Here is a 13283-nt window from a genome sequence, read left to right as displayed (position 1 = left end):
AGCATGCTTTTTGTGTTACGAACGTTTCACTAACCAGTCTCCAATGCAAGGATATGTTTCCTTTACAGCTTTTGGTCCAAATACAACTGAAACATGCCCTGTATTTAGAAGCTTAAATTCTTTGTCCTTGCTGGAAATAACGTTCATTAATGATTCTACTTGCTGCGGCATTGCAATATGATCTCGATCTGCCGCAATATTTAAAACGCTTGCTTTAATTTTAGACAAGTCTACTTTTCGACCTCTTACAGTGAGTTCCCCTTTGATTAGCTTGTTTTGTTGATAAAAATCGCGAATCCACTGACGATAAGCTTCACCTGGGAATGGAATACCATCTCCTACCCACTTCTGCATCAGTTTCCAGCTTTCAACAAAACGCTGATTTTCTGACCGATCCATAAGCGTTACGTATGGACCATAGAAGTTCGTAATCGGTTTAAGCATCTTATTCCCAAAATCAATCATATCAGGAGGAATATTGCCAAGTGTATCAACTACTTTATCAAGATTAAAGTAACGTTCATCTAAGAATACTCCATAAAGTCCTGTTTCTGAGAAATCAAAAGGACTAGTCATAAAAATAAGGTTCTTAATTGGTAAATCATCATGTAGAGAAGCAAATATAGACGTCATCGTTCCACCCATACAATATCCTAAGATGGACAAATCACTAGCTCCTGACGTACGCAACACTTTTTTCACTGCTCTTGGAATGTAGTCTAAGATATAATCATCAAGCTTCATATCTTGGTCTTCAAGCCCAGGAGTGCCCCAATCTAATAGATACACGTCAAATCCGCGATCAAGAAGATATTCTACAAGACTGTTCCCCTTTGTCAAATCAAGAATATACGGTTTATTGATAAGAGCGTATACCATTAAGATAGGTGTACGATGAGTAGTTTCTTGTTTTGGCACATATCTATAAAGTTTTGCTTTATTCTTTTTCCAAATGGTCTCCTTAGGAGTTAACCCTACTTCAGGCTCGGGTTCTGTTGTTAAAATTTCCACAGCCCGTTTAAAGCGTCTAGCAGAATGTTTATACTCCTTCGGCATCGTAGCTAACAATTTTTCCATCTGCTCTGCATATGGTCTAGTTCCAATTGACACACGTACTCACTCCTTTTCATTTTTTTATATAACCTAACGGAAAGACGCTATCATGTTGCAGACAACGTCTTGATGGTCACTTACATATATAAACCGCCGTTAATGCTTAGCTCTTGACCTGTAATATAAGCTCCATCTTGGCATAAGTATAAAACGCCACGAGCAATTTCTTCTGAATGACCGAGACGACGCGCAGGGATTTTTGAAATAACTTGTTCACGTACATTTTCAGGCATAGCCATTACCATTTCTGTCTCAATGAATCCTGGACAAATTGAGTTTACTGTTACGCCTGTGCGTGCAAGCTCTAAAGCTAGAGATTTTGTAAACCCTAACAAACCAGCTTTCGCAGCAGCATAGTTTGTTTGACCAAATCCTCCCGCTTGTCCAATAATGGAAGAAATGTTAATTACTCGCCCACCTTCTGATTCTAAAAGGTATGTAAGTGCTGCGGAAGTAGTGTTGTAGACGCTATTTAAGTTCACATCAATAACTTTTCTCCAATCCTCTTCCCCAAGCTTCTTAAACGTTCTATCGCGTGTAATGCCCGCATTGTTTACTAAAATATCAAGCTGTCCAAATGCTTCTTTCGTTTCTTCAATAAGGCGTTTAGCTTGTTCACTATAAGAAACATCGGCTCCAATAGCAACCGCTGCTCCACCTTCTGCTTCAATTTGCTTTACAATCTCTTCTGCACTTTCTTTGTTGCTGTTATAGTTGACAACAACCTTCACTCCGTTTTTCGCTAATTCCTTTGAAATAGCTGCTCCGATTCCTTTAGATCCACCTGTTACGACTGCTACTTTTCCCTTTAATGAAGTCAACATCATTCTCCCCTTTGTTTTAAACTAGTTGTTTTTTTCTCTTTATCTTGACGTTTTTATACTTAACTTTATTTCTTTGATGAAGGTTGCTGTTGTTGCTTTGGTGAATTTCCAGCCTGTTTTTGATTTTTTGCTTCTCCCTTTTCAGAAGATGCAGCCGTTTCTGCTCCTGCAGATTGCTTCACATTATCTTTAATAGCAGACTGAATTTGTTCGTTTTGAGAAGAAAGTTCCTCTCGTAATGTTTCTGGCAACGCTTCCTGTAGTTGCTGTTGCGCTTGTAGAAGTTCCATTACTTGGTCAAGCTTTTTAATCTTTTCGTTTTGAGAAGAAAGTTCCTCCCGCAACGTTTCTGGCAACGTTTCCTGTAATTGTTGTTGCGCTTGTAGGAGTTGAACTACTTGGTCAAGCTTCTTATCTAATGCTTTCACATCAGATTTAATTTTTGTAAATTCTCGTTTGAAGTTTGGCGCATTGCTTTGCTCATCTTCGAGATTATCAAAGCGCTCTTCAAGAAAATCCACCTTTTCTTCCACATTTACAACAAGAGTTGCTACATTTGCAATGTCTTCTTTTGAAGGAATATTAATATGTTCCAAGCATTTTGTTGTTACTTCATTAACAGCTTGCTGGTACTGAAGATTTAAGTTTAATACTTTTCCCATCCAGTCAGAGAATTCATCCTTCTTCATGTTTTCTCCTAAAACCTTTCCCCAGTATGATTCAGTCTTGTCATACATATCCTTCCATGCTAAAAACGGGTCGAATAATTTTTGCTGATCCATTTTCTCCACTCCCTTCTTTTCTCGATGATGACCTTTCCTTGAGAAAAATTGAACAATCTAAAATATGTGGAAAGGGTATATATTCATTATAGAATCCTTTTTAACAATAAACAATTCTAAATTTTTGATATATTTTGACGTTCTTTGGAGAATATTGTCGAAACTCTTCAATTAATTGTTAAACTTCAGAATTTTTTTATTGACACTAACATCATGTAGGTGTAAATTACACTTATAGACATAGAAAAACATTCCATCTACTCATACCAGCTTATTATTCTAGATTGGGGGGGTACGATGTCATCGAAAGAAACAAAACCGAAAAAAGAGGCTGACAAATCGTTAGGTGGAGCGCCAAAAAATTTAATGATTCCGTTTTTACTCCTGAGTTTGCGGGGATGGAATCTACATGGCTATAAGCTTATTCAACAGCTTATGAATTTTGGATTTACATCAATTGATCAAGGGAACGTTTATCGTACTCTTCGTCAGTTAGAAAAAGACGAACTCGTAAAGTCTGAATGGGATACTTCCTCAGACGGCCCAGCAAGACGCATTTATTCTATAACAGAAGCTGGGGAACAGTATTTAACAATCTGGGCTAAGTCTCTTGAGCAATACCAAAGCATGTTAAATTCATTTTTCGATCTTTACGCAAACATGTTTTTCCCTTTCAATTCTTCAAAAAAAGCAGAAAAAGAAAAAGAAGAAGAAAAGCAATCGAAAGAAGATTCACAGGTTTAACGCTGTGTTTCTAGATACAATGGATCGTGAGATAAACAACTATGATTGTTCTTTTTAGATTATTGCACCTTCACGCTCCGCTTACTTTTTCATTATCCAAAGGAGGAAATACGCAATGGCAAACGTTAAGTATGATGCAGTAATCGATATGATGTGGGATCAATGGTCTAAAGGATTTAACAGCCTTCTAGAAGGTAGCAAAAACTTCGAAGAATGGACGCTTAAGGCTCTTTCTGGTCAAAAGCAATTTGTTGAAAAAGCAATGGAACAAGTGGAACAAACAGACGAGCAATGGCAACAAGAACTTCATGAAGTTCAAGCTCAAACAGTTGAAAATATCCGCAAAACAGCAGGAGAAAGTGTTGCTCAGTCTTATGACCAATGGATCCAACGTGTAAATGAAGCAATGGTAAAAATGAAGCAGCTTTCTTCTGAACAACAAAAAGCTGGTTATAATTTTATCAAACAAGCTCAAGAACAATATGAAGCATCTGTTCAACAATTTGTGAACGAACATCATAAGCTTCGTATTGAGATGCAATCAGCATCTGAAAATTATATGGATCAACTTAAATCATTCCAAAAAACATTTCTTCAATCAATTGAGCCTTATACAGTAGTAAAATAAGCATTTATTCCTTGCTTGGAAAGCGATAACAGGTATTTTTCGTATTGTAACTCCTATACTATAGATACAGCCTGAGAGCTGTAAATGTATAAAAGGAGTGAACGAGATGGCTCGTCGAAATAAATTACTTGTACCGGGTGTTGAAAGCTTTCTTGATCAATATAAATATGAAATTGCTCAAGAGTTTGGTGTAACGCTAGGATCTGATACAGCAGCTCGTGCTAACGGCTCTGTTGGTGGCGAAATCACAAAACGCCTTATTGCACAAGCACAGCAAAACAACCTAAAATAATATAAATGGCAAAAGGCACAAGCGATTGCTTGTGCCTTTCATTTGCGCATTTGTGCTATTCTTCTTCTGTTTCTTCCGTTTGATTGTTATGCTCGTTTTCAGCATGAGGTGGAGGCCCTTTTGATCCAGCATGAGGCGGTACAGTTTGGTCTTCTTTTCCTTGCTGCTTAGAAGGTACAGCTGGTTTTTGATTCTCATCCTCTGGTGTTGAATGGGGAACTTCTGGTTCCTCTTCATTATTTGCTTCACTTTGATTTTCATTTGGTTTTGTTGGTTGAGCATTATCCTCGTCTGTTTCTTTTTCTTCTTCATCCTCGTCTGTTTCTTGATTAGAATCTTGCTCTGTTTCCTCTGGCTTTGTTTCTTGTTCATCTTTTTCTACATCCTCACCCTCTTCTGAAGATGTAGGTTCTTCTTCCACATCATTTTCTTCTTCTACATTCTCTTCTTCTGTTTTTTCATCTTCTTCCGTTTCTTCGGTTGACACCTGATCGTCCTCTTCGAGTTTCTGATCTTTTAGGTCTTTTTCCGGATCTTTTTCTTCTATATATTTGCCTGCTGAGAGTCCTTTCTTTTGAGCTTCATTTCGCTTCTTAAAGGAACAATCTTTTTGAACAAATTTATATTCTGACTCCCGCCATGTCTTTGTTGAGTCTTTAACAACTTTTGAAAAGTCTTCCTTCTCTTTACTAGCTTCATCTCTATAAGAAGTTGTTACAATAATTTCCTTATTTTTATGAAGATAGCCCTCTTCTTCGCTTTTCTTTAAAATTCGATTTGCTACCATTTTAAAGGACTCATATTTCCATTTCCTTTTTAACTTTGCAATAATCTCTTTTCCTTCTTTATTATATCCTGTTAGTGAAATTACTTCGTATGACGGATTAACCCCTATTTCAATGCTTGGGTTAATATCGATTGATACATAAGCGAACACTTCTTGTTTGTTTTGACCAAAGGGAATGAAAAATAATAAAAGAGCGGCTGCAATTACTAAGCTTGTAAAAGCCGTCCTTCTCCACTTTGAACGTTGCCTTTGCTGATTTTGCCATTTTCTTGATGAATAAAGCTTAACGGGAACTTCTTCGCCAAGCTCATACGTCGCTTTTTCTCGCTTCGCTTTTGCAAATTCACCATCAGGGGTTAGTACAACAATATACTCACGGTTTATATCCATCACAATACCTTTTTTCAAGATGTGAGCACCCCTTTTATATAGTCTTTTAAATACACGTACTCTCCTGCTAAAACTATCGTCATTGCAATAATATATTTTCGGTTGCGCTCAATGGTTTTCCGGCTAACATGAACACCTTTTTCGATCTTCCCAATTTGAAGCCTTTTTTTCAAAAAGAGCGCTTCTAGTACATCAGGATGACGAACAATCCACTCCGCAACTTCCATTGCATTTTTTCTTGCCTGTTTATGCTTTGGTGTTTCATTCACAATTTCCTCCAATGAGAGACTAAAAAGCTTTAACTGCTCATTGTAGTGAATGATTTCTTCCTTTCTCATTTCTTGCTCAAGCTTTTGTGAATGGTAGCTTATCGACAAATCTGCATCATATTGTGTACTATCATCAATTGATGGGTCATGCAGCTGACGTGAACGAACTTCTTTGCGTATATAGTCAATAACACGCCTTTTTATCACTAATTCGCAGAAACTTAAGAAAGAACTTCCTTTTGCAACGGTATATTTTTCGATAGCTTCGTGAAAAGCAATGAGACCAATACTAAATTCATCGTCTGTTTCATATATGTAGCGCTTGCACACGCTTGACACCGTTTTTGCAATAAACGGCTTATACTGTTCTAAAAGCTCGTTCTGCACAATATCATCACCACTCTGAGCCTGCGTAACAAGCTCTTCTACCGTGTGTTTCCGTTTCACTCCAAATAGAATGCTCAGCATTGATCTCACCTTCTTTTCATAAAGTATTCGCGACTAATGTCCTATTTCAGGGTATATTCCAAGTAATTGTTTATTATACATTAACACTTAAAAGGTGACTATACGCAAAAAGATGTGCTTTTTCCACAATCTCACATAAAAAAAGAGAGTAATGACACATGCTTTTTTACTTAGCATACTCATTGCTCTCTTTCACTATCTTTTATAAATAACTTCCTTAAATGAAGTTAGTATGTTGCTTCCTTTTTCTGATCCTTTTCATGTGAAGGCTCTTTTTTAGATAAGAACCATCCACCAAGACCAATTAAAACTAATACAATCCAGAATGAAATTTTCCATAGTTTTGATTCAGGGAAGTGTTCATTAATGATCCCTAACTCTGGGTGTGCCAATGTATAAACAGCAAGTTTCACACCAACCCAGCCTACGATTAGAAAGGCAGCTGTCTCGAGACCTGGACGTGTTTTCAGAAGCTTAACAAATGCATTTGCAGCAAAACGCATAATAATTAAACCAATTAATCCTCCGAGGAAGATGATAGCAAATTGTCCTCCGTCAAGGCCTCCAATTTCAGGGAAAGTTGTTGGAGGTAACGTTACCGCTAAAGCTACTGCAGCTAAGATCGAATCAACAGCAAACGCAATGTCTGCAAGTTCAACTTTTAAGACTGTAACCCAGAAACCAGATTTTGCTCGCTTCTTATTAAGCGTTTCCTCATCTGATTCTTCATGTTCATCGCTTTTCTTCTTAACAAATTTCTTAAACAAATGGTTAAATGCAATAAACAATAAGTAAATCGCTCCAATTGCTTGAACTTGCCAAACATCAACAAGGAAAGAAATAATGAATAATGAACCAAGACGGAAAACAAAGGCCCCCGCTAATCCATAAAACAATGCTTTTTTGCGTTGATCATCAGGCAAGTGCTTAACCATAATAGCAAGCACAAGTGCATTATCTGCTGCCAATACTCCTTCTAAAACAATTAAGACAAGTAACACCCAGCCATACTCAAGTAATAGTGATGTATCCAATCCTTTTGCTCCTCTCTTTTTTGCCTTTCTATCTATAGTTGCTATTCCCGACGTAAAGGTTTAAAACACATAAAAAAGACCTTTGCCAAATATGGCAAAGGTCTTGCTAAGCATATATATGCCAATACAGCCGATGAACACAATGTTCATGTAATGACGACTATATTTCAGGTTTCCCTGACGCTACTCCCCTTTACGTGGAAGGAATTTATATTTTATTATAATTTTATTCTAAATGGATATGACTTACATGTCAACAAAAAATATAGGCTTTTTTATTTATTCTGTTTTTTTAGACGTGAAGTCTTTTACATTGTATTTTTCATAAGCTTTCTTTCGCTTCTTTTTAATAAGAGCATAAATAACAATAAGAACGATCACGCCAAGAATAACTTCCCACTTATATTCATCAAGAAGTTTAGAAGCAATCTCTTTACCTTGATCTCCGAACTTGTAGCCAATATATACATAAAAGAATGTTGTCGGAAGCATCGCTAAGAAGGTATAAACGCTAAACACCCAAACGTTCATTTTTGCCATCCCACAAGGAATGGAAATCAATGTTCGAATTCCCGGAAGAAATCGTCCTGTAAAGGCAACAATTGCTCCATGCTTTTGGAAAAAAGCATCTGCTGCATTAATCTGTTTGTCTTTAATAAAAAAGAACCTGCCAAACCTTTGCAGAAAAGGGCGGCCTCCGTATCGACCTACAGCGTATAGAGTAAGTGGACCTGTTACTCCTCCAATTGTTCCAGCCAAAACGGTCAACCATAAATTCATATCTCCATCTTGTACCCATGTTCCTGCTAAAGGTAAAACAAGCTCTGCTGGTACGAATTCAAATGTCAAAGCAAGCATAATTCCGAAGTAGGAAAGACTTTTAAAATACTCAATAAAATCTAAAATCATCTGCTCCATGAAGGAAACATTCACCACCTATTTTATTTAAAATCCAATATTTATCATAAAGAAAAGTTTCTTAATATACAAGCTATAAAACGAACAGGATGAAAGAAAGTTTCGCTTTTATCTTCAAATGTTGACAACTTTTTTATTCTTTTCTCTATATTTTGTATAAGGAAGAAAAAAGCAACAAAGAATATAGCCAATGATAAATATAACGGGGGATTTTATATGTTTTCATGGCTTAGAGGCTCATCCAAAAAAGAAGAAATAAGACTTTCTGTTCCACAAGCGTTCGAAATTCTCCGTTCATCAAGTGATTTTTTACCTGTTTCAATTGGAGAGGATGAAAACACATTTGTTTTGTCTTATTATAAATCTCTCATTGATGCTCAAGATTTACAAGAGCAGTTTATTTGTAGTGTAAAACGCGCTCGCGATGATATCAAAACACTCAAAGATTTAAAGACATATATCCCATATGAAGATGTCTCTATTACATCAGATGGAAAAAAAGTAATGGATAAGTTGCTTGAAGGCTATATTGCTTTTCAAATACATACAGAACAAAAAGAATGTGCACTTATTAAAGTTCTGAATATTGAAGGCGGATTTCGAACTGAAAACGATACTGAAAATGAATTTAGTGTAACAGGCCCAAAGCTTGGATTTGTGGAAGACCTTGATATGAACCTATATATGTTACGGAAGACTTTCGTAACAGAAAGGCTATCATTTAAAGAAGTTTCTCTTGGGAATTTATCCAAATCACGTATTGTCATTGTTTATGTAGAAGGAATTACAAATGAGAAGCATATTGAAAATGCAACAGAGCGAATCAACAATATTGATTTTGATGTTGTGTTTGATGGCTCTCTTCTTGATCAACTTCTTTCAGATAACCAAAATACCCCTTTTCCACTTTTCCTTGGAACAGAACGGATTGATCGTGCCATCCAGACGCTCATAAATGGCCAGATTGTTATTTTCACAAGCGGTTCACCTTATGCCATTACAGGTCCTTCATCTCTATTTGATTTTTTCATTTCACCTGAAGACTATTATTTACCTTGGATGATCGGCTCTTTTCTAAGAGTGACCCGTTTTTTTGCTGTAGCTTTTTCCATTTTTGCTAGTGCTATGTATGTTGCCGTATTAACGTTTCACTACGAAATGATTCCAAAAGACCTGCTTGGTCCTCTTGTTTATTCAAGAGCAAACGTTCCATTTCCCCCTGTACTTGAAGTACTCTTTTTAGAAATTACCATCGAGCTCCTTCGTGAAGCAGGAGCACGGTTACCTACTAAAATCGGTCAAACGCTTGGTATCGTTGGAGGTATTGTAATCGGACAAGCGTCTGTTGAAGCATCCCTAACAAGTAGTGTGTTGTTAATTATCGTTGCCCTAGCAGCTCTCGCTTCTTTCACAACACCTACTTCACGCATGTCTAATACAATTCGTCTATTACGTTTCCCTTTCATTATTTTAGCCGCTTTTTTAGGTGGATTAGGAATTGTGATCGGAATTGTCTTTTTACTCGTTCACTTAATGCGCCTTCAGTCGCTCACAAGTCCTTATCTCGCTCCACTATATCCGTTTCGTTCAAAAGATATGTGGGGATTTCTGTTTCGCCCACCGTACAACTTCTCAACTGCGAGACCAGCTTATTTAAGACCTCTTTCCAAATGGAGATATAATCCGAAAAGAGGAAATAAAACAAAAGATATAGACAAGGAATGAACAAGATGAAGAAAAGATCCCTACTCGTTCTTTTGATGTTTTCTATCCTTTTTTTATCAAGTTGCTCTTCCTTTGTTATTGATGATGTTTTAGTTGTTCAAGGAATAGGCCTAGATTATACAAAGGATGGAAAGATTCGTGGGACTGCTCTTTTTCCTCTTTTCCGAGAAAGCACAACAGAGGAACCGAGTACAATTAGTGTTACAACTGATAATACGTATAATATTTTACAAAAAATCAATGAAAAATCGGCCCTTCGATTGGTAGAAGGTCAAACGCGTATCCTTTTATTTGGAAAAGCTTATGCTAAACATAATATAGAAGAAATCATTCATAGTTTCTCAAGAAGTCCTTCTCTCGGTCGGCGCGTACATGTAGCTGTTGTGGATGGAAAAGCAGAAACAATGTTACAAGCCGTAACAAAAAAAGATGTAAAGGAATCGCTTTACATTACAGATTTAATTGAACAAAACATCCATACAGAAAACTTGCCATATACAAACCTTCATGTTTTTTTCTCAAATTACTATGGAAAAGGGCGAGATGTTTTTCTTCCTTATTTAGGGGGCGAAAAAGACGAAATCAAGTTGAAGGGGCTAGCCATTTTTGATAAAGAAAGACTTGTTACAACGTTAAATATGAAAGAAACGTTTTTATTTAAACTCATTCGCAGCGGCTCTAAAAATGGTCTTTATCATACATTTATTAAAGCAGAAGGAAAAAAAGGAGCGGTTGTTCTTCGCAATTTATATGCCAAACAGTCTATGACATATTCAAAAAAGAACAACTCAATTAAAGTCGATGTCCACATTAACGGCCTTCTAAAAGAATATCCTGCTTGGGTAAATGCAAAAGAAAGAAAACAAGTGCACGATATTGAAGATCAAATTAAAGATGAACTCACCAAAAATGGAAATAGAATTGTTAAAGACATGCAAAAACTGCAAGTTGATCCAATTGGATTTGAGGATTTTGCAAGAAGCAAAACGCGTCACTTCGATTGGAAGGATTTTCACAACCATTATCCAGAAATGGATATTAAAGTAAACATAGATGTAAAGCTTACTCAAACAGGAATTGGTGAATAAAGAAAGGAGGCAATGCAATATGTCTAAGCTTGTGGATGAAAAGTTTCAAGTTTCCCCTTTTCTAGTTTTCTTTCTTATTCACGGCTTTCAAATTGGGGTTGGCATTTTAGCTTTTCAACGATTAGTTGCCAAATATGCAGAGCAAGATTCATGGATTTCCCTTTGCCTAGCTTCCTTTGCAATTCATATTGTGATTTGGTTTTCGTATAAAATGCTTTCTGAAGAGCAACCTGACATCATTGCTGTTCATCAGTTTTTATTTGGAAAATGGTTAAGCAAACTATTAGATTTTGCTTTTTTAGTCTATATTTTTCTCATTTGTTTAACAATCTTTCGAACTTATATAGAAGTATTGCAATTATGGATGTTTCCCCTTCTCCCAACTTGGGTTCTTTCCCTTGTTATCATTGCTATTACCTACTACATTCTTACTTCTGGATTTCGAATTGTAACAGGTGTTGCTTTTTTCAGCGTCATTCTGCCAGCTTTTTTATGGGTGATGCTCATTTTCCCTCTTCAGTTTGCAAATTACCGAAATTTACTTCCTGTTTGGGATCATTCTGTCCAAGATATATTGATGGCTTCAAAAGTTTTTATGTTTGAGTTTAGTGGATTTGAACTGTTGCTTATTTTTTATCCTTTTATAAAGAAAGCCCATAAATCTCAAAAGTTTGCTCATGGAGCAAATGCTCTGACGTTTTTTACTTATTTCATTATTCTTCTTGTTTCACTTGTTTATTTTAATAAAGACGAACTTCAGCACACTATTTATCCTACGCTTTCAATGGCTAAAATTATTGAAATTCCATTCATTCAACGTTTTGAATATATTGTGATTTCCCTTTGGTTCCTTGTTATTATTCCTGGGATTTCCATTTCAACTTGGTGCTGTGCACGTCTTTGTAAGAGAAGCTTCTCTCTGCGTCCATCTCGATTTCTACCTTTCTTTTTTGCCTGTCTTTTTGCTGGAGCTCTTTTTTTTGATACCCGTTATGAAATTAATTCACTCGGGAAATATTCAAGTTTCGTGGGTCTTTTCCTCTTCATTTTGTACATTCCACTGCTCAGCATTTTAACAATGCTTAAGCGAAAATGGCAAAAAATGAAAAATAAACAAAAGGAAGCATAACGCTTCCTTTTGTTTTTTATGAAAATAACTTTTTGTATTCCCCATACCCTTCTTTTTCAAGATCTGATTTTGGAATAAAACGAAGCGCTGCTGAGTTGATACAATAACGTAGACCACCATGTGAAGAAGGTCCATCATCAAATACGTGTCCTAAGTGAGCATTTCCTCCCTTGCTACGTACCTCAGTGCGAATCATGCCGTGCGATGTGTCAGTTTCCTCTTCCACAACACTTTTATCAATTGGTTTTGTAAAAGAAGGCCATCCACATCCTGCATCGTATTGATCCTGTGAACTAAAAAGAGGCTCACCTGATACAATGTTAACGTAAATCCCCTCTTCTTTATTGTCCCAATACTCATTACGGAAAGGAGGCTCAGTCCCATTGTTTTGAGTTACTTCATATTGCATTGGGGTAAGGCGATTGCGAAGCTCTTTTTGCTGTTCTTTATTGCTCCAAGCTTCTTTTAAAAATCCTTCACGTCCAGAACCTTTTCGATACATTTTGTAGCGAATTGGATGTTTTTTATGATAATCTTGATGATATTCTTCAGCTGGATAAAACGGCTTAGCTTCTATTATAGGCGTAACGATAGGTTTCGAAAATCGACCGCTTTTTGCTAGGTTCTCTTTTGACTTTTCAGCAATTTGACGTTGCTCTTCACTATGATAGAAGATAGCTGTTTTATATGATTCTCCTCGATCAGCAAACTGTCCGCCTTCGTCCGTTGGATCAATTTGTTGCCAAAATAATTCTACAAGTTTTTCATATGGAAAAATCTCTGGATTAAAAGTAATTTGAACAGCTTCAACATGTCCTGTTGTATCTGAACATACTTCTTCATATGTTGGGTTTTCTTTATGGCCGCCCGTATATCCTGAAACGACTTTTTCAATGCCTGGCTGTTCGTCGAATGGTTTAACCATACACCAGAAGCAGCCACCTGCAAATGTAGCAATATGATTGTGACTTGTCATAATTTCAGCTCCTTTATAAGCTTTGTTTTCTTATTATATCGTCTCCTTGTTCACTTTCAAAACAATATGCTATTTTCAGCATGCACTCTCTTTTTCTCATTCATACAAAAAAGCGA

14 protein-coding genes are annotated in these 13283 nt (G+C 36.5%); 6 read left to right on the top strand and 8 right to left on the bottom strand.

All coding sequences use genetic code 11. The features are described from left to right. Positions 1 to 15 precede the first annotated feature (15 nt). The 3 genes from phaC to phaR form a co-directional block, all read right to left on the bottom strand. Positions 16 to 1077, bottom strand: coding sequence for a class III poly(R)-hydroxyalkanoic acid synthase subunit PhaC (gene phaC, locus B9N79_RS13840; protein ID WP_040058519.1), 1062 nt, complete (start codon positions 1075 to 1077; stop codon positions 16 to 18). A 113-nt stretch (positions 1078 to 1190) separates the two neighbouring features. Beyond that, entirely contained in the window at positions 1191 to 1934 is a 744-nt protein-coding gene (gene phbB / locus B9N79_RS13835) for an acetoacetyl-CoA reductase (RefSeq protein ID WP_026009594.1), read from the bottom strand. Between the two features lie 68 nt (positions 1935 to 2002). Beyond that, complete coding sequence (gene phaR, locus B9N79_RS13830) at positions 2003 to 2719, bottom strand: polyhydroxyalkanoic acid synthase subunit PhaR (RefSeq protein ID WP_019392885.1); 717 nt, start codon at positions 2717 to 2719, stop codon at positions 2003 to 2005. Between the two features lie 297 nt (positions 2720 to 3016). Here phaR and phaQ point away from each other — a divergent pair, with 297 nt between their 5' ends. The 3 genes from phaQ (at position 3017) to B9N79_RS13815 (ending at position 4383) form a co-directional block, all read left to right on the top strand. Then, the gene (phaQ, locus tag B9N79_RS13825) at positions 3017 to 3463 is read left to right on the top strand and encodes a poly-beta-hydroxybutyrate-responsive repressor (protein ID WP_040058308.1); all 447 of its coding nucleotides are present in this window, start codon (positions 3017 to 3019) and stop codon (positions 3461 to 3463) included. Between the two features lie 115 nt (positions 3464 to 3578). Continuing rightward, on the top strand, positions 3579 to 4091 hold the full coding sequence (phaP, locus tag B9N79_RS13820) for a polyhydroxyalkanoic acid inclusion protein PhaP (protein ID WP_040058309.1): 513 nt from the start codon (positions 3579 to 3581) through the stop codon (positions 4089 to 4091). Between the two features lie 106 nt (positions 4092 to 4197). Continuing rightward, positions 4198 to 4383, top strand: coding sequence for an alpha/beta-type small acid-soluble spore protein (locus B9N79_RS13815; RefSeq protein ID WP_019392882.1), 186 nt, complete (start codon positions 4198 to 4200; stop codon positions 4381 to 4383). A gap of 55 nt (positions 4384 to 4438) precedes the next feature. Here the strand turns inward: B9N79_RS13815 and B9N79_RS13810 are convergent, their stop codons facing one another. The 4 genes from B9N79_RS13810 to B9N79_RS13795 all read right to left on the bottom strand — a co-directional run bounded on the left by B9N79_RS13810 (position 4439) and on the right by B9N79_RS13795 (position 8249). Then, on the bottom strand, positions 4439 to 5578 hold the full coding sequence (locus tag B9N79_RS13810) for an anti-sigma factor domain-containing protein (protein ID WP_040058310.1): 1140 nt from the start codon (positions 5576 to 5578) through the stop codon (positions 4439 to 4441). Further along, positions 5575 to 6306: an RNA polymerase sigma factor SigI gene (gene sigI / locus B9N79_RS13805; RefSeq protein WP_026009593.1), complete on the bottom strand. Its 732-nt coding sequence runs from the start codon at positions 6304 to 6306 to the stop codon at positions 5575 to 5577. Before sigI ends, B9N79_RS13810 begins: the two co-directional genes overlap by 4 nt. Positions 6307 to 6524: 218 nt before the next feature. Next, the gene (locus B9N79_RS13800) at positions 6525 to 7331 is read right to left on the bottom strand and encodes a TerC family protein (RefSeq protein ID WP_019392879.1); all 807 of its coding nucleotides are present in this window, start codon (positions 7329 to 7331) and stop codon (positions 6525 to 6527) included. A gap of 279 nt (positions 7332 to 7610) precedes the next feature. After that, a complete protein-coding gene (locus tag B9N79_RS13795; protein ID WP_040058312.1) occupies positions 7611 to 8249 on the bottom strand; it encodes a DedA family protein in 639 nt (212 codons plus the stop codon). 216 nt (positions 8250 to 8465) lie between these two features. Between B9N79_RS13795 and B9N79_RS13790 the strand changes: the two genes are divergently transcribed. From B9N79_RS13790 to B9N79_RS13780, 3 genes are read left to right on the top strand one after another with little or no spacing between them, the layout of a single operon-like run. Further along, a complete protein-coding gene (locus B9N79_RS13790) occupies positions 8466 to 9974 on the top strand; it encodes a spore germination protein (protein ID WP_019392877.1) in 1509 nt (502 codons plus the stop codon). 5 nt (positions 9975 to 9979) lie between these two features. Continuing rightward, positions 9980 to 11062, top strand: coding sequence for a Ger(x)C family spore germination protein (locus tag B9N79_RS13785; RefSeq protein WP_046217449.1), 1083 nt, complete (start codon positions 9980 to 9982; stop codon positions 11060 to 11062). Positions 11063 to 11081: 19 nt separating this feature from the next. After that, complete coding sequence (locus B9N79_RS13780) at positions 11082 to 12191, top strand: GerAB/ArcD/ProY family transporter (RefSeq protein ID WP_040058313.1); 1110 nt, start codon at positions 11082 to 11084, stop codon at positions 12189 to 12191. Positions 12192 to 12207: 16 nt separating this feature from the next. Here B9N79_RS13780 and msrB read toward each other — a convergent pair whose 3' ends face one another. Continuing rightward, positions 12208 to 13167: a peptide-methionine (R)-S-oxide reductase MsrB gene (gene msrB, locus B9N79_RS13775; RefSeq protein WP_040058314.1), complete on the bottom strand. Its 960-nt coding sequence runs from the start codon at positions 13165 to 13167 to the stop codon at positions 12208 to 12210. Positions 13168 to 13283 lie beyond the last annotated feature (116 nt).

This window comes from Priestia filamentosa (assembly GCF_900177535.1).
Taxonomy (GTDB): Bacteria; Bacillota; Bacilli; order Bacillales; family Bacillaceae_H; genus Bacillus_I; species Bacillus_I filamentosa.
The sequence above is the reverse complement of the archived record's forward strand: the minus strand, read 5'-3'. Positions and strand labels throughout refer to the sequence as shown.